Here is a 20933-nt window from a genome sequence, read left to right as displayed (position 1 = left end):
CAAACGAACCCCTGATAGGATGCTCCCATGCAGATTCGTGAGGCTCTGACCTTCGACGATGTTCTTCTCGTACCTGCGGCTTCCTCGGTGATGCCCTCGACGGCGGATGTGACGACTTTTGTCACCAAGCAGATCCGGATGAATATTCCGCTGCTCTCCAGCGCGATGGATACGGTCACCGAAAGCCGCATGGCGATTGCCATGGCCCAGGCGGGCGGGATCGGCGTGATCCACCGCAACCTGACTGCCGAACAGCAGGCCGACGAGGTCCGCCGCGTCAAACGCTTCGAATCGGGTATTGTCTATAACCCGATCACCCTGACGCCCAATCAAACCATTGCCGATGCGAAAGCTCTGCAGGAACGCTACAACGTCACCGGCTTCCCGGTCGTGGATGAAACCGGTCGTGTGGTCGGCATCATCACCAACCGCGACATGCGCTTTGCCAGCGACGACCGCACCCCGGTCGGCGCGATCATGACCGGCGACAACCTTGCCATCCTGCACGAGCCCGCCGACCGCGCTCAGGCGATCAACCTGATGAAGGAACGTCGGATCGAGAAGCTGCTGATCACCAATGGTGAAGGCAAGCTTACCGGGCTGCTGACCCTGAAGGATACCGAGCAGTCGGTGCTGAACCCCTTGGCCTGCAAGGACGATCTGGGTCGTCTGCGTGTCGCCGCGGCGTCGACCGTCGGTGAGGAAGGCTATGAGCGCAGCCTCGCGCTGGTCGATGCCGGGGTGGACATGGTGGTGATCGACACCGCGCACGGCCATTCCGAGGGCGTCGCCCGCGCCGTCAGCCGCATCAAGGCCCATTCCAATCAGGTTCAGGTCGTCGCCGGAAACGTCGCCACTGCTGCCGCAGCACGCGCGCTGATCGAGGCTGGCGCTGACGCGATCAAGGTCGGCATCGGGCCGGGCTCGATCTGCACCACCCGCATCGTCGCGGGCGTGGGCGTGCCGCAGCTGACCGCGATCATGGATGCGGTTTCGGGTGCGGGTGACATTCCGGTCATTGCCGATGGCGGCATCAAGTTCTCGGGCGATTTCGCCAAGGCGATCGCGGCGGGCGCAAGCTGTGCCATGGTCGGCTCGGCCATTGCCGGGACCGATGAAAGCCCCGGTGAGGTGATCCTGTATCAGGGCCGCTCGTTCAAATCCTATCGCGGCATGGGCTCGCTGGGTGCCATGGCGCGCGGCTCGGCCGACCGCTACTTCCAGAAGGACGCGGCCTCGGACAAGCTGGTCCCCGAGGGGATCGAGGGTCAGGTTCCCTACAAGGGTTCGGCCGCAGCGGTCATCCACCAGCTGGTCGGTGGTCTGCGCGCCGCGATGGGCTATACCGGCAACGCCACCGTCGCCGAGATGCGCGGCGGCTGCGAATTCGTGCGCATCACCGGGGCGGGGCTGAAGGAAAGCCACGTCCATGACGTGCAGATCACCCGCGAAAGCCCGAACTACCGTCTGGGCTGAGTTTGAAGGGGCGGCTTTGGCCGCCCTTTTTCATTGCGGAAACGGAATCTTAAGCTGTCGCGCCTAGACTGCCCTTGGTATTTCGGGCGGTGGGCATGGCGGCGATCATCCGGTTTCTTGTGCTATGTCTGGCGCTTGCCCTGATTGCGGGGCGGGCGCAGGCGCTGCCTGCTGCCGAGGTCTGCGAATGGGCGGCGATGCAGGCGGCCAGCGAAACCGGCGTTCCCTCGGACATCCTTGGCGCGCTGACCCTGACCGAAACCGGGCGCAGGATGGACGGCGCCGTCCGCCCCTGGGCGTGGAGCGCGAATTCCGAGGGGGAGGGGACATGGTTTGACGACCCCGAATCCGCGATCGCCTTTGCCCATGACCGGCTGGCACAGGGGCGCACCAATCTGGATATCGGGTGTTTCCAGCTGAACTATCGCTGGCACGGCCAGAATTTCGCCTCGGTCGAGCAGATGTTCGATCCGCTGGAAAATGCCCGCTATGCGGCGCGCTTCGTTGCCGGGCTGTTCGCCGAAACCGGTGACTGGCGGCGGGCCGCCGGGGCCTTTCATTCCCGCACAGCTCAACATGCCGACCGCTATCTGGCGCGGTTCGATACCCTGCATCAGATGCTGAACGCGCGCGGTTTTTCCGGCATGAGCGGTTCGCCCGAGACCTATAACCAGTTTGCGTCGATCGCCTCGGGTCAGCGCAAGGCGGTGCGGCAAAGGCTGATGTTGCTGGGGGCGCCGCTGGGCACGGGGGTAACCGGACAGCCGGGTTCCCTGGCAGCCATCGGTCAGGGCAGGGGGGCGACGCTGGTTGCGGCGCGTGGTCCGCTGATTGCCGCTCGGGCCGGCGGGCCGCTATTCGCGCAGGGCCCGCCCGCCGAAGATCCGGCGCTTCGGGATTGACAATGCGGGGCCAAGTGCCTTTTTGGGCGCAACCTCCCAGGAATTGTTATTGCCATGACCCCTGCCGCGCGCGCACAGGCCGCGATTACCATCCTTGACCAGATCCTTGCCGGTGACCCGGCCGAGGCTGCCCTGCTGCGCTGGTCGCGTGCCAGTCGGTTCGCCGGTTCGGGCGACCGTGCCGCAATCCGCGATCTGGTGTTTGACAGTTTGCGGCGGCGACGCTCTCGGGCGGCGCTGGGTGGGGCGCTGACCGGACGCGGTCTGATCCTTGGCATGTGTCGTGAAGATGGCGCCGATCCCGAGTCGATCTTCTCGGGCATCGGGCATGCTCCGGCAGCGCTGGACGATGCGGAACTGGCACAGGCGCGCGCGCCATCGGAAGCCGATGCGTTTGATCTGCCGGATTGGGTCATCCCCTTGTGGCGGGAAACGCTGGGCAATGACGCCGCAGCGATCGCTGCCGCCATGCGTGATCGCGCGCCGGTCTGGCTGCGGGCAAACGCCCTGCGCGCGACGCCGCAGCAGGCGATCGAAGCGCTGGCACAGGATGGGATTGCCGCCGAGGCCTCGCCTGATCTGCCGACCGCATTGCTGGTCACGCAAGGCGGCAGGCGGCTGTCGGCCTCTCGCGCCTATCTGGAGGGTCTGGTCGAGTTGCAGGACCTGTCGCCGCAACTGGCCTGTGCGGCACTGCCGCAGGCGCGCAAGGTGCTGGATTATTGCGCCGGTGGGGGTGGCAAGTCGCTGGCTATCGCCGCGCAAGTCGGGGTCGAGGTGACGGCGCATGATGCCAATCCTGCCCGGATGTCCGACCTGCCGCGCCGCGCCGAACGGGCTGGGGCGAAAGTTCGTCTGGCCCGTCCCGGTCAGTTGCGTGGTTCTTTCGATCTGGTCGTGACCGATGTGCCCTGTTCGGGCAGTGGCACCTGGCGGCGCACGCCCGATGCGAAATGGCGGCTGGACCCCAAAGGGTTGGACGGCCTGACCGAGCTGCAGGCCCGCATCCTTGATGAGGCATCGCACCTGGTCGCGCCGGGCGGCCATCTGGCCTATATGACCTGCTCGGTCCTTGATGCGGAAAATATGCGCCAGATCAATGGCTTTCTGAACCGCTCGGATTTTTGTCTGGTCAGTCACAGGCTATTCACGCCGCTCGATGCCTCGGACGGGTTTTTCCTTGCGATCCTAAGGCGGAATTAACCTCCGATTAATCGGCGGGATGCTATCACCACCTGAGAAAACGGGTGATGTGATGACGGCGGATATACCCTTTGCGAAACTTGCACTGTTGCTGGGCTTGGTGTCGGTGCTGCTTGGTGCGGGGTATCTGATGACACAGGGTGTGCCGCAGGCTGGTATTGCGGCCGGGGTGATCAGCGCCGGTATCGCCTTGGCCCTGCTGGTAGGAGAGCATTGGGCGCGCCGTGCTGCGTCCATCGTCTCGCAGCGGCGCAAGCTGTTTCTTGCCCGCCGGACGCTGGCGGCTATTGCCGATCCGGCATTTCTGGTGGGGGAAGGCGGTGCAATTCTTGCGCAGAACGCGGCCTCGATCGCGCGCGACGGCGTGCTGACCGGGGGGCGGATACAAGATGATCTGGCGCTGGGGCATGCCGAGCCCGATAGGGCCTGGCAGGATATCCGGCTGATTCTGACGAGGTCGGGCGATTATCAGGCCTCACTTTTGGGCCTTGGCTCGCATCTGGTTCGGGGGCTGGGGGCGCTGCAGCTTTGGCAGGCTGTGCCCAAGCATGTTGCGCCTGAACCCGAGTCGAACAAGTCCGTCAGCAGCGACTTCGACCGACTTCCGGTGGCCATCGTTATTCTGCAAGGCGACGCACGCATAATTCGGCTGAACGAGGCCGCTCGCGACCTGCTGGGTGACGCTATGCCCGGCCAATCTATCGCAGCGCATCTTGACGGTCTGGGGCGTGAGATCTGCGACTGGGTTGCCGATATTTCTGCAGGTCGGATGTCCGGCGGCTCGGAGGTACTGCACCTGAAAGCTGCGGGCGGCGACCGCTTTGTTCAGGTTGGATTGACTCGCGACGGTGCCGATCAGGTCATTGCCGTGCTTTCGGATGCCAGCGCGATGAAGACGCTCGAGGCGCAATTCGTGCAAAGTCAGAAGATGCAGGCGATCGGTCAGCTTGCAGGCGGAATCGCGCATGACTTCAATAATTTGCTGACGGCCATTACTGGGCATTGCGATCTGCTGATGCTGCGTCGCGACAAGTCGGATCCCGATTATTCGGATCTGGACCAGATCAGCCAGAACGCCAATCGCGCCGCCGCACTGGTGCGTCAGTTGCTGGCCTTTTCGCGCAAGCAGACATTGAAACCGCAGATCATGGATCTGCGCGACACGCTGGCTGACCTGACACATCTGCTGAACCGGTTGGTAGGCGAACGGATCTATCTGACCTTTGAGCATGATCCGACCCTGCGAATGATCCGCGCGGATCGCAGGCAGTTGGAACAGGTCATCATGAATCTTGTGGTGAATGCCCGTGATGCAATGCCGAACGGCGGCGATATCTCGATCACCACTGACAACCTGCAGATCGATGGGGCAATGCAGATCGGCAAGGCGCGCCTTCCTGCTGGCGAATATGTTCGGGTGCAGGTCCGTGATCAGGGTTGTGGGATCAGCGACGACGATCTCGGCAAGATATTTGAGCCCTTCTACACCACCAAGCGTCTGGGCGAGGGGACCGGGCTGGGATTGTCCACTGCATATGGCATCGTCAAACAGACCGGAGGCTATATTTTCTGCGATAGCCAATTGGGGCATGGCAGCACGTTCGCGTTGTATTTCCCGGCGCATGACCGCCCGGTCGAAAGCGAAGTCGCGCAGGAAGCCATCCATGTCCCGGCTCCACGGCATGAGCCCGACGCCACCGTCCTTCTGGTGGAGGATGAGGCCCCTGTGCGCGCCTTTGCCAGTCGAGCGCTGAAATTGCAGGGGTTGAAGGTGATCGAGGCCGCATCAGCCGAAGAGGCGTTGTCCTTGCTGACCGATCACCGCCTGTCGGTGGATGTCTTCGTGACGGATGTGGTCATGCCCGGCATGGACGGCCCGGCATGGGTGCGGACGGCCCTTCGTGACCGGCCACAGACGCGTGTCGTCTTTATGTCAGGCTATGCCGAGGATGCCTTTGGCGAAGGCCATGTGCCGGTGCCAAACTCGGCCTTCCTGGCCAAACCATTTTCGCTGACCGAGCTGACCTCGCTGGTCAGCCAGCAACTTCAACGGGCGCCGGTGCTGTTGTCCGCTCAGAGCGAATCGTAAAGCGCAATGTCGCGGCTCATGACCTCGCGTAGCCGCGCCTGCTCGTCCTCATTCAGGGACACATCGACCTCGGGCGGAACGTTCACGCGAGGAAGGCTGATCGCGCAGTCGAGATTGTCTTCAAGGAAATGGGTAAACGATTCCATGTCTTCGTAACGGAAGATGCGGTCGGCACGGTCGCTCTGATGGGTCAGAAAGCCTGCCTGCCCTCCGATCCGGCGATGAAATTCATGAGACGGGTTGGCATAGGCGCGCGCGAACTCGGCAAAGCTGACGCCGATCATGGCATGGTCGGGGTCGTCGATATCGTCGCGCAGCAAGAAGCGATACCAGCTTTGCAGCCAGCTGATCGGCTCGCGCATGAGGGCGACGGTGGTGAAGCTCTCGCCCGTCTCATGACGCAGCCAGGGTTCGATATATTGGCGATAGGCCCGCAGATCGGTGTGCTTCAACGGCGAGGGGCGCTGCACGGCAACATTGGCCAGTGATTCCAGCGCGGCCTCGATCGCAGTGGAACCGGCCTTGGGAGTCGCCAGAAAGACCAGCCGCTTTTCCCAAAAGATCAACATTCTGGCTGCCTCCCGGTGGTATCGAGCCTGACGGGGATAGCGGTCGGGCCGGGGGCTGTAAACTGTTTCTTAACCTTTCGCTGCGATGCTGCAACGACACGCGCAAGAGGCTGACCTGCATATCCCGAAGCTGTTCTTGCAATTTTGAAAGAAACTGCTCAGATTAGAACATCCCGTGAACAAATCGCGGGCGGGCGCTGATTGACCCCGGCGGGCGGGGTGTGAAATAAACATGGGGACAGCATGGCAGGGGCTTCACTTTTCGACATGAACGACAAGCGATCGGCAGATAAGCAGAAGGCTCTGGACAGCGCGCTGGCCCAGATCGAGCGGCAGTTCGGCAAGGGTTCGATCATGAAGCTCGGCGGTGATAATCCGGTGGCCGAGATCGAGGCGACATCGACCGGTTCGCTGGGTCTGGATATCGCGCTGGGGATTGGTGGCCTGCCCAAGGGCCGTATCATCGAAATCTTTGGCCCGGAAAGCTCGGGCAAGACCACGCTGACGCTGCATGTCGTGGCGGAAGAGCAGAAAAAGGGCGGCGTCTGCGCCTTTGTCGACGCAGAGCATGCGCTGGATCCGCAATATGCCAAGAAACTGGGCGTCAATCTGGATGAGCTGCTGATCAGCCAACCCGATACTGGCGAGCAGGCGCTGGAGATTGTCGATACGCTGGTTCGATCAGGCGCGGTCAGCCTGGTCGTGGTCGACTCGGTCGCGGCACTGACGCCGAAATCCGAAATCGAAGGCGACATGGGCGACATGCAGATGGGCAGTCAGGCCCGCCTGATGAGCCAGGCGATGCGCAAGCTGACCGGCAGCATCGGCCGCAGCAACTGCATGGTGATCTTCATCAACCAGATCCGCATGAAGATCGGTGTGATGTTCGGCAATCCCGAAACCACCACCGGCGGCAATGCGCTGAAATTCTATGCCTCGGTCCGTCTGGATATCCGCCGCACCGGCTCGATCAAGGATCGCGACGAGGTGGTCGGCAACTCGACCAAGGTCAAGGTCGTCAAGAACAAGGTGGCCCCGCCCTTCCGTCAGGTCGAATTCGACATCATGTTCGGCGAGGGGATTTCCAAGGTTGGTGAGCTGATCGACCTTGGGATCAAGGCCGGCGTGGTCGAAAAATCCGGCAGCTGGTATTCCTATGGCGACGAGCGCATCGGTCAGGGCCGTGAGAATGCCAAGCAGTTCCTGCGCGACAATCCCGAAATTGCCTATGCGATCGAGGACAAGATCCGCGCCAGCCACGGTCTGGATTTCGGAGCCACCGATGACGGCGACGATGCCGTGACCGAGGACTGATCCACCGCCCATCGCCGTGCGCGCCCCGACGGGGCGCGTTTTCCTTTGCCGCCCGCCTAAGCGTTCCGGCTTTACGCCCGCGCGCCCCTCGGTTATTTGCGGACTCTGCTCATCCGGGAAGATTGCGCCATGCCAAGCTTGAACGATATTCGCTCGACGTTTCTGAACTTTTTCGAACGCAACGGTCACCGTGTGGTCGAATCCAGCCCGCTGGTGCCGCGCAACGACCCGACGCTGATGTTCACCAACTCGGGCATGGTTCAGTTCAAGAACCTGTTCACCGGGGTTGAGACGCGCGATTACAACCGCGCGACCTCGGCGCAGAAATGTGTGCGCGCGGGCGGCAAGCACAACGACCTAGACAATGTCGGCTACACGGCGCGCCACCACACCTTCTTTGAAATGCTGGGCAATTTCAGCTTTGGCGACTATTTCAAGACGCAGGCGATCCCCTATGCATGGGAGCTGCTGACCAAGGATTTCGGCATCCCCAAGGACAAGCTGCTGGTCACCGTCTATCACACCGACGATGAGGCCGCGAATATCTGGAAGAAGGTCGCGGGCCTGTCCGATGACCGCATCATCCGCATCCCGACCAGCGACAACTTCTGGCAGATGGGCCCGACCGGCCCCTGCGGTCCCTGCACCGAGATCTTCTTTGATCACGGCGACAAGATCTGGGGCGGTCCGCCCGGCTCGCCGGATGAGGATGGCGATCGCTTCATCGAGATCTGGAACCTCGTCTTCATGCAGAACGAGCAGTTCGAGGACGGCTCGATGCGTGCCCTCGACATGCAGTCGATCGACACCGGCATGGGGCTGGAGCGGATCGGCGCGCTGCTGCAGGGCAAGCACGACAACTACGACACCGACCTGATGCGCAGCCTGATCGAGGCCAGCGCGCACGCGACCTCGAACGATCCCGATGGTCCGGGCAAGGTGCATCACCGCGTGATCGCCGACCACCTGCGCTCGACCAGCTTCCTGATCGCGGATGGCGTCATGCCCTCGAACGAAGGCCGCGGTTATGTCCTGCGCCGCATCATGCGTCGCGCCATGCGTCATGCGCATATCCTTGGTGCCAAGGACCCGGTCATGCACAAGCTGGTCCCGGCGCTGGTCAGCCAGATGGGCACCGCTTACCCGGAACTGGGCCGCGCACAGGCGCTGATCGAGGAAACCCTGAAGCTTGAGGAAACCCGCTTCAAGCAGACGCTGGATCGCGGTCTGCGCCTGCTGGACGACGAGGTTTCCCGCCTGCCCGAAGGTGCGAACCTGCCCGGTGAGGCCGCCTTCAAGCTGTACGACACCTACGGCTTCCCTCTGGACCTGACGCAGGACGCCCTGCGTGAACAGGGCCGCGCGGTCGATACTGCCGGTTTCGACACCGCCATGGCCGAGCAAAAGGCCAAGGCCCGCGCCGCATGGGCCGGTTCGGGCGAAACCAAGGACGCCGCGATCTGGTTCGATCTGGCCGAGCAGCACGGTGCGACCGAGTTCCTTGGCTATGACACCGAGGAAAGCGAAGGTCAGATCCTTGCGCTGGTGCAGGATGGCGCGGCGGTCGAGCAGGCCACCGAAGGCCAGCAGGTCCAGATCGTCGTGAACCAGACGCCCTTCTATGGCGAATCCGGCGGTCAGGTCGGCGATACCGGGTTGATCAAAACCGAGACCGGCGCGGCCCGCATCACCGATACCAAGAAATCCGGCGGTCTGTTCATCCATGTGGCCGAGGTCACCTTAGGCACGATCAGCCGCGCTCAGGGTGCGCAGCTTGCGGTCGATCACGACCGCCGTGGTGCGATCCGCGCAAACCATTCCGCCACGCACCTGCTGCACGAGGCACTGCGCCGCGCGCTGGGTGAGCATGTCGCACAGCGAGGCAGCTTGAACGCGCCGGACCGTCTGCGCTTCGACTTCAGCCATGCCAAAGCGCTGACTGCCGAAGAAATCGCCCGAGTTGAACGCGAGGTGAATGATTTCATCCGCCAAAACACCCCGGTCGAGACCCGTATCATGACCCCGGACGACGCCCGTGGTCTTGGCGCGCAGGCGCTGTTCGGCGAGAAATACGGCGACGAAGTCCGCGTTGTCTCGATGGGTGAGCTGGTCGGTTCGGGCAAGGGCGCGAATGGTCGGACCTATTCGCTGGAGCTTTGCGGCGGCACTCATGTCGCGCGCACCGGCGATATCGGCATGTTCGCGCTGACCTCGGAAACCGCCTCGGCTGCCGGCATCCGCCGGATCGAAGCGCTGACCGGTCAGGCTGCGATGGATGCCCTGCGCCGCGTCGACGGCGAACTGTCCGAGGTCGCGGGCATCGTCAAGGCGCAGGCCGGTGACGTCGTGAACAAGGTCCGCGCGCTGGCTGATGAGCGCAAGGCTCTGGCCAATGAGGTCGCCCAGCTGAAGCGCCAGTTGGCGATGGGCGGCGGCTCGGACGATGCGCCCAAGGAAATCAACGGCATCAAGCTGATCGCGCGTCGCGTCGATGGCGTTTCCGGCAAGGAACTCGGCCCGCTGGTCGATGAGATGAAGTCGCGTCTGGGCTCGGGTGCCGTGGTCGTTCTGGCCGAGGCCGATGGCAAGGCGACCGTCGCCGCTGGCGTCACGCCCGATCTGATCTCCCGTGTCACCGCAGTCGAACTGGTGCAGGCCGCGACCGCAGCGCTGGGTGGCAAGGGCGGCGGTGGCCGTCCCGACCGCGCCCAAGGCGGCGCACCCAGCCTGGATGCCGCCGACAGCGCCATCGCTGCTATCGAGACCCTGATCGGAGAGAAAGCATGACCGCGCTCTGGATTGCCCATGTCAACGTGACCAACCCGGACAGCTATGGCGAATATGCCAAGCTGGCCGGTCCGGCCATCGCCGCGCATGGCGGGGTCTTCCTTGCCCGTGGCACGCGCTATGTGCAGCTTGAGGGCAATGAACGCGCCCGCAATGTCGTCGCGCGCTTCCCCAGCGTCGAGGATGCGGTGGCCTGCTACCGCTCGGCCGAGTATCAGGCTGCCCTCGAATTCGCCAAAGGTGCTGCCGAGCGCGATCTTGTGATCGTCGAGGAAAACCCGGCCTAAGACTTATTGATGATTTCTCAAGCTTTTCGTGCCAAGCTTTGGAAAAAGCACGAAAGGGGACAGGCATGTGCCGCTGGGCAGCCTATATCGGCAGTCCGATCTATCTTGAGGACGTGATCTGTCGGCCCGGCCATTCGCTGGTCCGGCAAAGCCATGGCGCGACGCGCTGCCATACTCCGGTCAATGCCGATGGTTTCGGCGTTGCCTGGTACGGCGAACGCCCTGAACCGGGTCTTTACCGCGACATCATGCCCGCCTGGTCCGACAGCAACCTGCGCAGCCTGACCGCCACGCTGAAATCGCACCTGTTTCTGGCCCATGTCCGCGCTTCGACCGGCACCGCGACCAGCCGCAACAATTGCCATCCCTTTGTCGTCGGCAGATGGAGCTTCATGCATAACGGCCAGTTTGGCGGCTATGACCGCTACCGCCGCCATGCTGAGGTGATGATCCCCGACGAATACTACCCGCATCGCAAGGGCGCGACCGACAGTGAGGCGCTGTTCCTGATGGCCTTGGGTGAGGGGCTGGACAATGACCCAGCCCGCGCGATGGCCATCGCCACCGCGAAATTCGAATCCCTTGCCCGGCAAAAGGGCGAAGCGCCGCATGTCCGCCTGACCGCCGCCTTCTCGGATGGCGAAAGGCTCTATGCCTTGCGCTATGCCAGCGACAATCAGGCGCCGACACTGTTTCACCGCTGGTCGGACACGCGGGGCGGACGCGCCGTGGTCTCGGAACCTCTGGAAACGGATGAATCCGACTGGCTGGAGGTGCCGCCGCAAAGCTTCTGCATCTTTGATGGCCCGGATCTGGTGGTCACCCCCTTCGTGCCACAGGCTCAGGCGGCGGCCGCCTGAGGCGCGACCGCGCATTTCTCCGTTTCACAAATACCCACTGCGAGCTTTCAGCCCGCGATGCGCCCGCGTTCGGCCCGTCAGGCTGCGGCCCCCAGAACCAGCCCGCCTTCGCGCACCAGAAAATCGACGATCTCGTCGATGCCCTTGCCGTGGCGCAGTTGCGCCATGACAAAGGGCCGGGGCCCGCGGGCAACCCGCGCATCGCTTTCCAGCAGGTCCAGATCGACCCCGACATAGGGGGCCAGATCGGTCTTGTTCACCACCAGCAGGTCCGAGCGCGCAAGTCCCGGCCCGCGCTTGCGGGGGATGTCCTGACCTGCGGCGGTGTCGATGACATAGATGGTCAGGTCTGCCAGTTCCGGGCTGAAGGTCGCCGCCAGATTGTCGCCGCCTGATTCGATCAGGATCAGCTCAAGATCGGGATGGGCGGCGCGCAGATCGGCCACGGCAGCAAGGTTGATGCTGGCATCCTCGCGGATCGCCGTATGCGGGCAGCCGCCGGTCTCGACACCGCGGATGCGGTCCACGGGCAGAACCTGCGCGCGCATCAATGCCTCGGCATCCTCGCGGGTGTAGATGTCATTGGTGATGACCGCCATCGACAGGCGCGGGGCCAGCGCGCGGGCCAATTGCTCGGTCAGGGTGGTCTTGCCCGCGCCGACGGGGCCGCCGATGCCGACGCGCAGGGGGCCATTATGGCTCATGTGCGGAAAATCCTTACGTCTAAAGTTTCATGCCGCATGGCCGCAAGATCGGCGCCGAAGCACCCGGTTTCAAGCGCGTCCCGCCCTGCCTGCACCGCAAGCGCCGCTACCTCAGCGATCAGCGGATGCAGGGCGGCCAGCGCCTGTTGCGCTTGCGCCTGACCCAAGGGCAGGAAGCGCGTCGCCGCCGAGATCAGGTTGGCGGCAAAGGCATGCAGGTAATGGGCGATGATGTCCGCGTGCGGCAGGTCCAGCCCGCGCACAGCAAAACCGACGGCGACGGGCAGGGGGCGCAGCGGTTGGGGGGAACCGGTCAGTGCCTCGACCGTCTGGGCGAAGGCGCGGCCCTGATCCATGGTCTCGGTCAGGCGTTCAGCCGATCCGGCCTGCGCCCGCACCAGATCGGCCAGTTCGTCGGCATCCTCGCCGCGCACGGTCAGGGACAGAGCCACGGCATCGGTCCAGCCACCGCCGCGCCGCAGCACATCCGACACCCAAGCCCGCACGGCATCGGCATCGCGGGCACCGTCCACCATGGCCTGTTCAAGGCCGTGGGAATAGGCGAAGCCCCCGGTCGGAAAGGCGGGGGACAGCCATTGGATCAGGGTCAGACGGGACAGCATCAGTGCGAATGGAAGCCGGGGCCGTGGTCATGGCCCATGGTGCGGCCGTGGCCGTAGGCGCCGCCCTCGGGGGCAAAGGGGGCCATGGTGGCGGTGACGGTTGCGCCAAGGCCGCGCAGCATGCCTTCGAGCACATGATCGGCGCGGATCAGCAGATGGTCGGCTTCGATCTGGCAGGGGGTGTGGCGGTTGCCGATATGCCAGGCAAGGCGGGGCAGTGGCCCCTCGACGCGCAGGCAAGGCTCCATCGCTGCGACGACGCCGATCAACTGGCCGCTCTCAAGGCGAAAGGCATCGCCGGGATCAAGGCTGACGGTCTCGGGCAGGTCGACCAGAAAGGACAGACCCGCACGGGAAATCAGGCGCTTGCGGCGCAGGAAGCGGCCTTCATAGTCAAGGACGACGGTATCCTCGGCCGGGGTCGCGCGCAGGACTTCTGTCGCGCGCAGGCTGATCAGGGGCGCGCTCATTGACGCACCCCCGTCCGGGCGTGGCTTACAGCCAGACCATGTCGCGGAAGACGTAATGCACGATCCGGTCGCGCGCGATGCCCATATCGGCCAGTTCCTTGTCCGACAGCGCTTCGAGCGCCTCGATCTCGCGGCGGCGCGAGCGGCGGTCGGCATAGTTGGTCATGCCCTGACCGATGCGGGCAAAGATTGCATCCACGCGGGCGCGAAGCGACGGGGCGAATTCGGTCGATTGGATAGCCATTGGAAACCCTTCCGGTGTTGGCGAACGGTTTCCTCCCATGAGGATGACTATAGGTCATATTTGCTGTCTCAACTATGGCGGTTTTTGCAATGCTACGTTGCAGCAATGATCAGTACATGAAGTAGCGCTGCGCGAGCGGCAGTTCAGTCGCGGGCTGGCAGGTCAGCAATTCGCCATTCGCGCGCACTTCATAGGTTTCGGGATCGACCTCAATCACGGGCGTGGTGGCGTTCAGCATCATGTCGGCCTTGCCGATGCCACGGGTGCCACGCACGGCGACCGCGCCTTTCAGCATGCCGTCGGCGCAGCCGGCATCCAGCCCCGCCTGACTGACAAAGGTCACGCTTGATGCCTGCATCGCCCGTCCCATCGCGCCCCACATCGGGCGCATATACATCGGCTGCACCGGGATCGAGCCGTTCGGATCACCCATCTGCGCCCATGAGATCATGCCGCCGACCAGCACCATCTCGGGCTTGGCGCCAAACATGGCCGGGTCCCAGATCACCAGATCGGCGCGCTTGCCGGGCTCGATAGAGCCGATCTCATGCGCGATGCCATGGGCGATGGCGGGGTTGATCGTGTATTTCGCGACGTAGCGGCGGGCGCGGATATTGTCGTTCTGGCCGGTCTCATCGGCCAGCCGCCCACGCTGGACCTTCATCTTATGCGCGGTCTGCCATGTCCGGGTGATGACCTCGCCCACCCGGCCCATGGCCTGACTGTCCGAGGAGATCACCGAAAACGCCCCCATGTCATGCAGGATATCCTCGGCGGCGATGGTCTCGCGGCGGATGCGGGATTCGGCGAAGGCCACATCCTCGGGGACGCGCTTGTCGAGGTGATGGCAGACCATGAGCATGTCCAGATGCTCTTCCAGCGTATTCGCCGTGAAGGGGCGGGTCGGGTTCGTGGAACTGGGGATGACATTCGGCGCGCCGACCAGACGGATGATGTCGGGGGCATGACCACCGCCTGCGCCCTCGGTATGGAAGGCGTGGATGGTGCGGCCCTTGATCGCGGCAAGGGTGTTTTCGACGAAGCCGGATTCGTTCAGCGTGTCGGTATGGATGGTGACCTGCACATCCATCGCGTCGGCCACCGTCAGGCAGCAGTCGATGGCGGCGGGGGTGGTGCCCCAATCCTCGTGCAGTTTCAGGGTCGAGGCCCCGGCGCGGACCATTTCCTCAAGCGCCTCGGGGCGCGAGGCATTGCCCTTGGCCGAGATCAGCATGTTCACCGGCACCGAATCCATCGCCATCAGCATCCGCCCGATATGCCACGGGCCGGGGGTGCAGGTGGTCGCCAGCGTGCCATGCGCCGGACCGGTTCCGCCGCCCAGCATCGTGGTCATGCCCGAGGAAATCGCGTCCTCGACCTGCTGAGGGCAGATGAAATGGATATGCGCGTCCATGCCGCCGGCGGTGACGATACGGCCCTCGCCGGCGATGATTTCCGTGCCCGGCCCGATGATCAGCGTGACACCGGGCTGGGTGTAGGGGTTTCCGGCCTTGCCGATCCCGGCGATGCGACCGTCCCGCAGCCCGATATCGGCCTTGTAGATGCCGGAATGGTCAAGGATCAGGGCATTGGTGATGACCGTGTCCATCGACCCGCCCGCGCGGCTGATCTGGGACTGGCCCATGCCGTCGCGGATGACCTTCCCGCCGCCGAATTTCACCTCTTCGCCATAGGTGGTCAGGTCGCGTTCGACCTCGATGATGATTTCGGTGTCGCCCAAGCGGACACGGTCGCCGGTGGTGGGACCGTACATCTGGGCATATTCGGCGCGGGAAATGGTCAGGGCCATCTAGTTCTCCTGAAAGCGGTCATCCACCGGCACGGCAAGCGCGGTGGCCAAGGCATTGGTCTGGCTGGCCATGGCGATCACGGCCAGAAGCTCGGCATGTTGGTCGGGCGTCATGCCCTTGGCGCGGGCGGCGGCCGTGTGCGAATGGACGCAATAGGTGCAGCCATTCGCGGTCGAGACGGCGATATAGACCAGCTCCTTGACCAGCGGATGCAGCGCGCCCGGCGCCATCACATGCGCCGCGCGTTCCCATGTCGCGCGCAAAAGCGCCGGGTCATGGGCCAGCGCGCGCCAGAAATTGTTGACGTAATCGGTGCCGCGCGCCTCGCGGATCTCGTCAAAGACCGCCAGGCTTTCGGGCGGCGCCTCGCCATCGGCAAGCAGCGGAACGGTCGCCATCAGACCATCGCCAGAATACGGGCCGGGCCACCGGTGCCACGGGCATGTTTCGGCGCGCCGACAAAGATCGTGGCCCCCTTGGCGGGAAGCTGGTCGACATTGGCGAGGTTCTCGATCCCGTAGCGGCCACCGGGCAGCCACGAGTTATGCACCGCGAAATCCGGCGAATTGCCGGGATCGAGCGACAGGCTGTCGCTGGCAATCGCCGCCACACCCATTTCGGCCAAGAGGTCGGTCGCGGATTTCCCAAAGCCCGGGAAGGCAAACTTGCCATCGGGCGTATTGCGGAATTCGGGCGTGGCGACCTTGGCGCCCCAGCCGGAATTCATCGCGATGCAGGCGCCTTTCGGGATCTCGCCATTGGCGGAAACCCATGCCTGTACGTCCTCGGCCTCAAGGGCGGCATTGGCGTCGTCTCTGGCCTTTGCGGTGATGTCGATCACGCAAAGCGGGCAGATCAGACTTTCCGCCGGGATCTGGTCGACCGACATCCCGTCCTTGGAGAAATGCAGCGGCGCGTCGATATGGGTGCCGGAATGTTCGACGATCGTCAGCTTCCACAACTGGTAGCCTGACTTGTCGAAGTTGACGGCCTCTTCATAGGCAATGCCGGGCGCGCCGTCGAAGGTCGGGAACTTCTCGTCAAAGACATAGGTCAGGTCGACGACCTTGCCGCTGGCCTGAGCCATCGCGGGCCGGGCGCTGATCGCGCTGGCGGCAATCGCCGCCGCACCCGAGGCCGCCGCGCCCATGAACAGGCTGCGCCGGCTCAGCATGGTTTCCTTGACATGTTCGATCACGCAGGCATTGCACATCGTCCGTTCCCTCCCTTGGCAGGTCAGTCCAGCGGACCCATGACCTGACCGTTGAAACCCCAGATCGCGCGCGCCCCGGAAATGGGAATCAGCCGGACCTCGCGCTTCTGGCCCGGCTCGAAGCGGACGGCAGTGCCTGCCGCTATGTCAAGCCGCATCCCTCGCGCCGCATCGCGGTCGAAGCTGAGACCCGGATTGGTTTCGGCGAAATGGTAATGGCTGCCGACCTGAACCGGGCGGTCGCCGGTATTGGCGACCATCAGGGTGATCGCCTCGACGCCCTTGTTCAGGGTGATCTCGCCCTCGGCAGGGAAGACCTCGCCGGGGATCATGGCATCACCGCCAAGGCGACGCCCGCCGCCGCCGTGGCCGCGCCAAGGACGCGTGCGCCGCCCAGACGACCCAGACCGATCCCCGCCAGATGCAAGCCGCCGGTCGCCAGCGCAAAGCCCGCCGCATAGGCCAGCATTCCGGTCGCCGGACCTTCAGCCCCGTGGGCATGGCCGTGGAACAGCCCGAACAGCGCCACCACCGGCAAGGCAAAACCCAGCGACGGACGCAGCGCCAGCGCGACGGCAAGGCCAAGAAGGATGGATGAGGCAAGGATCATCGGCTCAACCGCTGGCAGGCCGATACCGGCAGCACCCATCGCCCCGCCCGCCAGCATCGCCGCGACAAAGGCCAAGGGCAGCGCCCACACGCCGCGGCGGTCGGATCCGGTCGCGGCCCAAAGCCCCACCGCCACCATCGCCAGCACATGGTCGGTGCCGCCCAAGGGGTGCGTCCAGCCCTCGGTGAAGGGGGCGCTATGGCCATGCGCGCCGGGATGGGCAAGGGCCGCCGTGGGCATCAGAAGCAAGGGAAGGATACGTTTCATCATGGCCTCTCAGCGGATCGGGTCGTGGACGGTGACAAGTTTCGTGCCGTCGGGAAAGGTGGCCTCGACCTGCACGGAATGGATCATCTCGGGGATGCCGGACATGCAGTCATCGCGGGTGATGACATGGGCGCCCGCCTCCATCAGATCGGCGACCGAGCGTCCGTCCCGCGCGCCTTCGACCACGAAATCGGTAATCAGCGCGATGGCCTCGGGGTGGTTCAGCTTGACGCCGCGTGCCAGCCGGCCCCGCGCCACCATGGCGGCGACCGAGACCAGCAGCTTTTCCTTTTCGCGGGGGCTCAGGTTCATCTTGTCCTCATCAGGTTCAAATCTGCCAGACGCGGGGCAGGGGACCGGGACGGACCGCCCGGATCAGCCGCATCAGGGCCTGCCGCAGCGGCCAGCCGTCATCAGCCATCAGCCGCGCCACCAGCTTGCCGTCAAAGGCGCTGGCCGCGCCGTCGGGGCCCAAGGCCGCACGGGCGGGCGCTAGGCGGTCAGCGGCGTCGGGGGCGACCAGCACCAGCGTCGCAAAAGCGCGGCATCCGGCCAGCGTGGCGGGGCTGTCGCCCGCCAGCGCGGCATCGTCCAGCCGAAGGTTTTCGATAAAGACCGGGCGGCCATCACGGGTCACCCGGCGGCGGTCGGTCAGGTCCAGCGTGCGGACGGTTTCCCCCATCGCGGCGCGGCCAAGGATCAGGGTTTCGACCCACAGACAGGTGGCGCTTCCGGTCAGCGCGATTTCCTGCTGCCGCAGGAGCGCCGCGCGGTCGAACAGGATGGTTTCCTGCGGCAGCAGGTCCAGATGCGCAGCGTCCGCGACCTCGAACCGCGCTTCGACCCGTGCCCGCCCGGTGGTCGAGCGATAGGCGCGCTCCGCCGTCTGCGTCGTCACCGTCAGCTGCGTGTTGGCACCCTGCGTCACCGCGATCTGCATGCGGTCGCCGCCGGTCAGCCCGCCCGAGGTGTTCAGCAGCACCATCTCGCAGCCGGGGGCGGGGGGCAGCATGGCCTTGGCGCTGCCGGCCTGATGCAGGCGCGCAATCCGGGTCGCGCCGCGCGAATGCGCGAATCCGGCACGAAGCGTGCCTTGGGCGCGGGGCAATACGGGTGACATGTTCTGGTGCAGCATCATGGCCTCTTGCCTGAACCATGGGCAAAGCCGCGACGAATTCGCAATGGAGCGGCGCGGTTGGCCATCCCATCTCTTTCGACCGGCCAAAAATCCGGCAGTTCGCCCAAAAAATGCGCAGGGGTAATTGCGCTTTAATCCAGCGCCTTCAATGTCTATACCATCAGCGGCATTTCATGACCGCGGAAGGGATCCAATATGGCCAATGTGGTGGTCGTCGGCGCGCAATGGGGCGACGAAGGCAAGGGCAAGATCGTTGACTGGCTGTCCGAACGCGCTGACGTGATCGCGCGTTTCCAGGGGGGCCATAACGCGGGCCACACCTTGGTCATCGGCGAAACGGTCTTCAAACTGTCGCTGCTGCCCTCGGGCATCGTGCGCAAGGGCAAGATGGCGGTCATCGGCAACGGCGTCGTGCTGGACCCCTGGGCGCTGTTCACCGAAATCGCGAAACTTGAGGCTCAGGGGGTCGAAATCGGCCCCGAGAACCTGATGATCGCGGAAAACACCCCGCTGATCCTGCCGCTGCATCAGGATCTGGACCAGCTGCGCGAAGCCGCTGCCGGTGCCTCGAAAATCGGCACGACCGGTCGCGGCATTGGCCCGGCCTATGAGGATAAGGTCGGCCGCCGCACCATCCGCGTCGCCGATCTGGGCGATGAGGAAACGCTGGATTCCCGCCTTGATCGTCTGCTGGCGCATCACGACGCGCTGCGTCAGGGCCTTGGCGCGACCCCGATCGACCGGGCCGAGCTGCGCGCCAAGCTGCTGGAAATCGCCCCCCGCCTGCTGCAATACGCGCAGCCGGTCTGGAAGGTGATGAACGACTACCGCAAGGCCGGCAAACGCATCCTGTTCGAAGGCGCGCAAGGCAGCCTGCTGGACATCGATTTCGGCACCTATCCCTATGTGACCTCCTCGACCACCATGTCGGGCATGGCCGCTTCCGGGACCGGCATGGGCCCCAGCGCCATCGGCTTCGTTCTGGGCATCGTCAAGGCCTACACCACCCGCGTCGGCGAAGGCCCCTTCCCGACCGAGCTGGAGGATGCCGACGGCCAACGTCTGGGCGAACGTGGCCATGAATTCGGCACCGTCACCGGGCGCAAGCGCCGCTGCGGCTGGTTCGACGCGGTTCTGGTCCGCCAGACCTGCGCCATTTCCGGCGTGAACGGCATCGCGCTGACCAAGCTGGACGTGATGGACGGGTTCGAGACCATCAAGATCTGCACCGGCTACGAGATCGACGGCGTGCGTTACGACCACCTGCCGACCGCCGCCGCGCTGCAATCGCGCGTGACGCCGATCTATGAGGAAATGGACGGCTGGTCGGAATCGACCCAAGGTGCGCGCAGCTGGGCCGATCTGCCGGCGAATGCCATCAAGTATGTCCGTCGCATCGAGGAACTGATCCAGTGCCCGGTGGCGCTGCTCTCGACCTCGCCCGAGCGTGACGATACCATCCTTGTCACCGATCCCTTCGCGGACTGAGATGAACCTGAAGGCGCGCAAACGCTGGTCCTTGGTGATCCTGCTGATCGGCCTGCCACTGTATATCGTGGTGGCCGTGACGCTGGTGAACTGGATGGATCGCGCCTTTGGACGCCAGCCGATCATTGTCGAGCTGGCGGTCTATATCGGGCTGGGCATCCTGTGGATCCTGCCCTTTCGCCGGGTCTTCACCGGCATCGGCAAGGGCGAATGACCGTCCTTGCCAGCCGCCAGCCGGTCACCTTGATCGGCGGCGGTCCGTTTTCGCAGGCGGATATTGATGCGGCGCGGGCTTTGGCCCCGGTGATCGCCGCCGCCGATGGTGGTGCGGATCGCGCGCTGGCCCATGGCTTGACCCCCGAGGCGGTCTTTGGCGATTTCGATTCCCTGTCCGATGCTGCCCATAAGGCAATTCCGGCGGATCGCCTGCATCACATTGCGGAACAGGACAGCACCGACTTCGAAAAATGCCTGATACGGATCGACGCGCCGCTTGTTCTGGCGGTGGGTTTTTCGGGCGCGCGGCAAGACCATTTTCTGGCCGCGCTGAACGTGCTTTCTCGCCGCATTGGCCCGCCTTGCATTCTGATCGCCGGGGATGACGTGATCGCACTATGTCCGCCCCGGATCGCACTGGATCTTGCTCCGGGGACGCGGGTGTCGCTGTTCCCGATGGGGCAGGCGACGGGCCGCTCGACCGGGTTGCGCTGGCCAATCGACGGGCTTGAATTTGCGCCAATGGGCCGGGTCGGGACCTCGAACGAGGCGACGGGTCCGGTGGTGATCGAAACCGATGGTGCGATGCTGTTGATCCTGCCGCGCAAATCTCTGGACCTTCTTGCGGCGGTTCTTGCCGAAGGGCAGAGCGCCCGCTAAGC

At 64.4% G+C, this 20933-nt stretch carries 23 protein-coding genes; 11 read left to right on the top strand and 12 right to left on the bottom strand.

The window, feature by feature from the left end:
• Positions 1-27 precede the first annotated feature (27 nt).
• The 4 genes from guaB to IB235_RS03705 all read left to right on the top strand — a co-directional run bounded on the left by guaB (position 28) and on the right by IB235_RS03705 (position 5670).
• Complete coding sequence (gene guaB / locus IB235_RS03720; RefSeq protein WP_155038248.1) at positions 28-1476, top strand: IMP dehydrogenase; 1449 nt, start codon at positions 28-30, stop codon at positions 1474-1476.
• 95 nt (positions 1477-1571) lie between these two features.
• Complete coding sequence (locus tag IB235_RS03715) at positions 1572-2378, top strand: hypothetical protein (RefSeq protein ID WP_192335626.1); 807 nt, start codon at positions 1572-1574, stop codon at positions 2376-2378.
• 54 nt (positions 2379-2432) lie between these two features.
• Positions 2433-3581: an RsmB/NOP family class I SAM-dependent RNA methyltransferase gene (locus IB235_RS03710; RefSeq protein ID WP_192335624.1), complete on the top strand. Its 1149-nt coding sequence runs from the start codon at positions 2433-2435 to the stop codon at positions 3579-3581.
• A 52-nt stretch (positions 3582-3633) separates the two neighbouring features.
• Positions 3634-5670 carry an ATP-binding protein gene (locus tag IB235_RS03705; protein ID WP_225612030.1) on the top strand — a complete coding sequence of 679 codons (2037 nt, stop codon included), beginning with the start codon at positions 3634-3636 and terminating at the stop codon, positions 5668-5670.
• On the opposite strand, the gene IB235_RS03700 is transcribed toward IB235_RS03705, so the two are convergent.
• Complete coding sequence (locus tag IB235_RS03700; RefSeq protein ID WP_155038243.1) at positions 5655-6239, bottom strand: sulfotransferase family 2 domain-containing protein; 585 nt, start codon at positions 6237-6239, stop codon at positions 5655-5657. The genes IB235_RS03705 and IB235_RS03700 overlap by 16 nt on opposite strands.
• A gap of 243 nt (positions 6240-6482) precedes the next feature.
• Here IB235_RS03700 and recA point away from each other — a divergent pair, with 243 nt between their 5' ends.
• The 4 genes from recA (at position 6483) to IB235_RS03680 (ending at position 11487) form a co-directional block, all read left to right on the top strand.
• On the top strand, positions 6483-7553 hold the full coding sequence (gene recA / locus IB235_RS03695; protein WP_155038242.1) for a recombinase RecA: 1071 nt from the start codon (positions 6483-6485) through the stop codon (positions 7551-7553).
• 129 nt (positions 7554-7682) lie between these two features.
• Entirely contained in the window at positions 7683-10340 is a 2658-nt protein-coding gene (gene alaS, locus IB235_RS03690; protein ID WP_192335620.1) for an alanine--tRNA ligase, read from the top strand.
• Entirely contained in the window at positions 10337-10627 is a 291-nt protein-coding gene (locus IB235_RS03685; protein ID WP_192335618.1) for a DUF1330 domain-containing protein, read from the top strand. The genes alaS and IB235_RS03685 overlap by 4 nt, the downstream gene beginning before the upstream one ends.
• A gap of 65 nt (positions 10628-10692) precedes the next feature.
• A complete protein-coding gene (locus IB235_RS03680) occupies positions 10693-11487 on the top strand; it encodes a class II glutamine amidotransferase (protein WP_192335616.1) in 795 nt (264 codons plus the stop codon).
• A gap of 77 nt (positions 11488-11564) precedes the next feature.
• On the opposite strand, the gene ureG is transcribed toward IB235_RS03680, so the two are convergent.
• From ureG to IB235_RS03625, 11 genes are all read right to left on the bottom strand, one after another.
• Positions 11565-12191, bottom strand: a complete 627-nt coding sequence (gene ureG / locus IB235_RS03675) for an urease accessory protein UreG (protein ID WP_192335613.1) — start codon at positions 12189-12191, stop codon at positions 11565-11567.
• Entirely contained in the window at positions 12188-12817 is a 630-nt protein-coding gene (locus IB235_RS03670; protein WP_192335915.1) for an urease accessory protein UreF, read from the bottom strand. Before IB235_RS03670 ends, ureG begins: the two co-directional genes overlap by 4 nt.
• Entirely contained in the window at positions 12814-13284 is a 471-nt protein-coding gene (locus IB235_RS03665) for an urease accessory protein UreE (RefSeq protein ID WP_192335611.1), read from the bottom strand. Before IB235_RS03665 ends, IB235_RS03670 begins: the two co-directional genes overlap by 4 nt.
• 25 nt (positions 13285-13309) lie before the next feature.
• Positions 13310-13528 carry a DUF1127 domain-containing protein gene (locus IB235_RS03660; RefSeq protein WP_155038235.1) on the bottom strand — a complete coding sequence of 73 codons (219 nt, stop codon included), beginning with the start codon at positions 13526-13528 and terminating at the stop codon, positions 13310-13312.
• 109 nt (positions 13529-13637) lie between these two features.
• Positions 13638-15338 carry an urease subunit alpha gene (ureC, locus tag IB235_RS03655; RefSeq protein ID WP_192335609.1) on the bottom strand — a complete coding sequence of 567 codons (1701 nt, stop codon included), beginning with the start codon at positions 15336-15338 and terminating at the stop codon, positions 13638-13640.
• Complete coding sequence (locus tag IB235_RS03650; RefSeq protein ID WP_192335607.1) at positions 15339-15737, bottom strand: carboxymuconolactone decarboxylase family protein; 399 nt, start codon at positions 15735-15737, stop codon at positions 15339-15341.
• A complete protein-coding gene (locus IB235_RS03645) occupies positions 15737-16552 on the bottom strand; it encodes a cyclase family protein (protein WP_192335605.1) in 816 nt (271 codons plus the stop codon). The genes IB235_RS03650 and IB235_RS03645 overlap by 1 nt, the downstream gene beginning before the upstream one ends.
• Positions 16553-16575: 23 nt before the next feature.
• A complete protein-coding gene (locus IB235_RS03640) occupies positions 16576-16884 on the bottom strand; it encodes an urease subunit beta (RefSeq protein ID WP_192335603.1) in 309 nt (102 codons plus the stop codon).
• Positions 16881-17429, bottom strand: a complete 549-nt coding sequence (locus IB235_RS03635) for a HupE/UreJ family protein (RefSeq protein ID WP_192335601.1) — start codon at positions 17427-17429, stop codon at positions 16881-16883. The genes IB235_RS03640 and IB235_RS03635 overlap by 4 nt, the downstream gene beginning before the upstream one ends.
• A 9-nt stretch (positions 17430-17438) precedes the next feature.
• Positions 17439-17741, bottom strand: coding sequence for an urease subunit gamma (locus IB235_RS03630; RefSeq protein ID WP_192335599.1), 303 nt, complete (start codon positions 17739-17741; stop codon positions 17439-17441).
• Between the two features lie 16 nt (positions 17742-17757).
• Positions 17758-18564: an urease accessory protein UreD gene (locus IB235_RS03625; RefSeq protein WP_225612029.1), complete on the bottom strand. Its 807-nt coding sequence runs from the start codon at positions 18562-18564 to the stop codon at positions 17758-17760.
• 198 nt (positions 18565-18762) lie between these two features.
• Here IB235_RS03625 and IB235_RS03620 point away from each other — a divergent pair, with 198 nt between their 5' ends.
• The 3 genes from IB235_RS03620 to IB235_RS03610 are packed head-to-tail and all read left to right on the top strand — an operon-like array spanning position 18763 to position 20931.
• Complete coding sequence (locus tag IB235_RS03620) at positions 18763-20055, top strand: adenylosuccinate synthase (protein WP_155038227.1); 1293 nt, start codon at positions 18763-18765, stop codon at positions 20053-20055.
• 1 nt (position 20056) lies between these two features.
• Positions 20057-20269, top strand: coding sequence for a DUF2842 domain-containing protein (locus IB235_RS03615; protein ID WP_155038226.1), 213 nt, complete (start codon positions 20057-20059; stop codon positions 20267-20269).
• Positions 20266-20931: a thiamine diphosphokinase gene (locus IB235_RS03610; protein WP_192335595.1), complete on the top strand. Its 666-nt coding sequence runs from the start codon at positions 20266-20268 to the stop codon at positions 20929-20931. Before IB235_RS03615 ends, IB235_RS03610 begins: the two co-directional genes overlap by 4 nt.
• The last annotated feature ends 2 nt before the right edge of the window (positions 20932-20933 follow it).

Source organism: Paracoccus sp. PAR01 (assembly GCF_014851995.1).
Classification (GTDB): Bacteria; Pseudomonadota; Alphaproteobacteria; order Rhodobacterales; family Rhodobacteraceae; genus Paracoccus; species Paracoccus litorisediminis.
Note: the sequence above shows the minus strand (reverse complement) of the source record. Positions and strands in the feature narration are given on the sequence as shown.

What these genes read in the sequence shown, in the direction of transcription:
- IB235_RS03615 (WP_155038226.1), top strand. Translation starts at nt 20,057, where the DNA reads ATGAACCTGAAGGCGCGCAAACGCTGGTCCTTGGTGATCCTGCTGATC.
- recA (WP_155038242.1), top strand. Translation starts at nt 6,483, where the DNA reads ATGGCAGGGGCTTCACTTTTCGACATGAACGACAAGCGATCGGCAGAT.
- IB235_RS03620 (WP_155038227.1), top strand. Translation starts at nt 18,763, where the DNA reads ATGGCCAATGTGGTGGTCGTCGGCGCGCAATGGGGCGACGAAGGCAAG.
- IB235_RS03645 (WP_192335605.1), bottom strand. Translation starts at nt 16,552, where the DNA reads ATGTGCAATGCCTGCGTGATCGAACATGTCAAGGAAACCATGCTGAGC.
- IB235_RS03680 (WP_192335616.1), top strand. Translation starts at nt 10,693, where the DNA reads ATGTGCCGCTGGGCAGCCTATATCGGCAGTCCGATCTATCTTGAGGAC.
- IB235_RS03700 (WP_155038243.1), bottom strand. Translation starts at nt 6,239, where the DNA reads ATGTTGATCTTTTGGGAAAAGCGGCTGGTCTTTCTGGCGACTCCCAAG.
- IB235_RS03660 (WP_155038235.1), bottom strand. Translation starts at nt 13,528, where the DNA reads ATGGCTATCCAATCGACCGAATTCGCCCCGTCGCTTCGCGCCCGCGTG.
- IB235_RS03640 (WP_192335603.1), bottom strand. Translation starts at nt 16,884, where the DNA reads ATGATCCCCGGCGAGGTCTTCCCTGCCGAGGGCGAGATCACCCTGAAC.
- IB235_RS03710 (WP_192335624.1), top strand. Translation starts at nt 2,433, where the DNA reads ATGACCCCTGCCGCGCGCGCACAGGCCGCGATTACCATCCTTGACCAG.
- IB235_RS03610 (WP_192335595.1), top strand. Translation starts at nt 20,266, where the DNA reads ATGACCGTCCTTGCCAGCCGCCAGCCGGTCACCTTGATCGGCGGCGGT.
- alaS (WP_192335620.1), top strand. Translation starts at nt 7,683, where the DNA reads ATGCCAAGCTTGAACGATATTCGCTCGACGTTTCTGAACTTTTTCGAA.
- IB235_RS03665 (WP_192335611.1), bottom strand. Translation starts at nt 13,284, where the DNA reads ATGAGCGCGCCCCTGATCAGCCTGCGCGCGACAGAAGTCCTGCGCGCG.
- ureG (WP_192335613.1), bottom strand. Translation starts at nt 12,191, where the DNA reads ATGAGCCATAATGGCCCCCTGCGCGTCGGCATCGGCGGCCCCGTCGGC.
- IB235_RS03650 (WP_192335607.1), bottom strand. Translation starts at nt 15,737, where the DNA reads ATGGCGACCGTTCCGCTGCTTGCCGATGGCGAGGCGCCGCCCGAAAGC.
- guaB (WP_155038248.1), top strand. Translation starts at nt 28, where the DNA reads ATGCAGATTCGTGAGGCTCTGACCTTCGACGATGTTCTTCTCGTACCT.
- IB235_RS03635 (WP_192335601.1), bottom strand. Translation starts at nt 17,429, where the DNA reads ATGAAACGTATCCTTCCCTTGCTTCTGATGCCCACGGCGGCCCTTGCC.
- IB235_RS03630 (WP_192335599.1), bottom strand. Translation starts at nt 17,741, where the DNA reads ATGAACCTGAGCCCCCGCGAAAAGGAAAAGCTGCTGGTCTCGGTCGCC.
- IB235_RS03705 (WP_225612030.1), top strand. Translation starts at nt 3,634, where the DNA reads ATGACGGCGGATATACCCTTTGCGAAACTTGCACTGTTGCTGGGCTTG.
- IB235_RS03625 (WP_225612029.1), bottom strand. Translation starts at nt 18,564, where the DNA reads ATGCTGCACCAGAACATGTCACCCGTATTGCCCCGCGCCCAAGGCACG.
- ureC (WP_192335609.1), bottom strand. Translation starts at nt 15,338, where the DNA reads ATGGCCCTGACCATTTCCCGCGCCGAATATGCCCAGATGTACGGTCCC.
- IB235_RS03685 (WP_192335618.1), top strand. Translation starts at nt 10,337, where the DNA reads ATGACCGCGCTCTGGATTGCCCATGTCAACGTGACCAACCCGGACAGC.
- IB235_RS03715 (WP_192335626.1), top strand. Translation starts at nt 1,572, where the DNA reads ATGGCGGCGATCATCCGGTTTCTTGTGCTATGTCTGGCGCTTGCCCTG.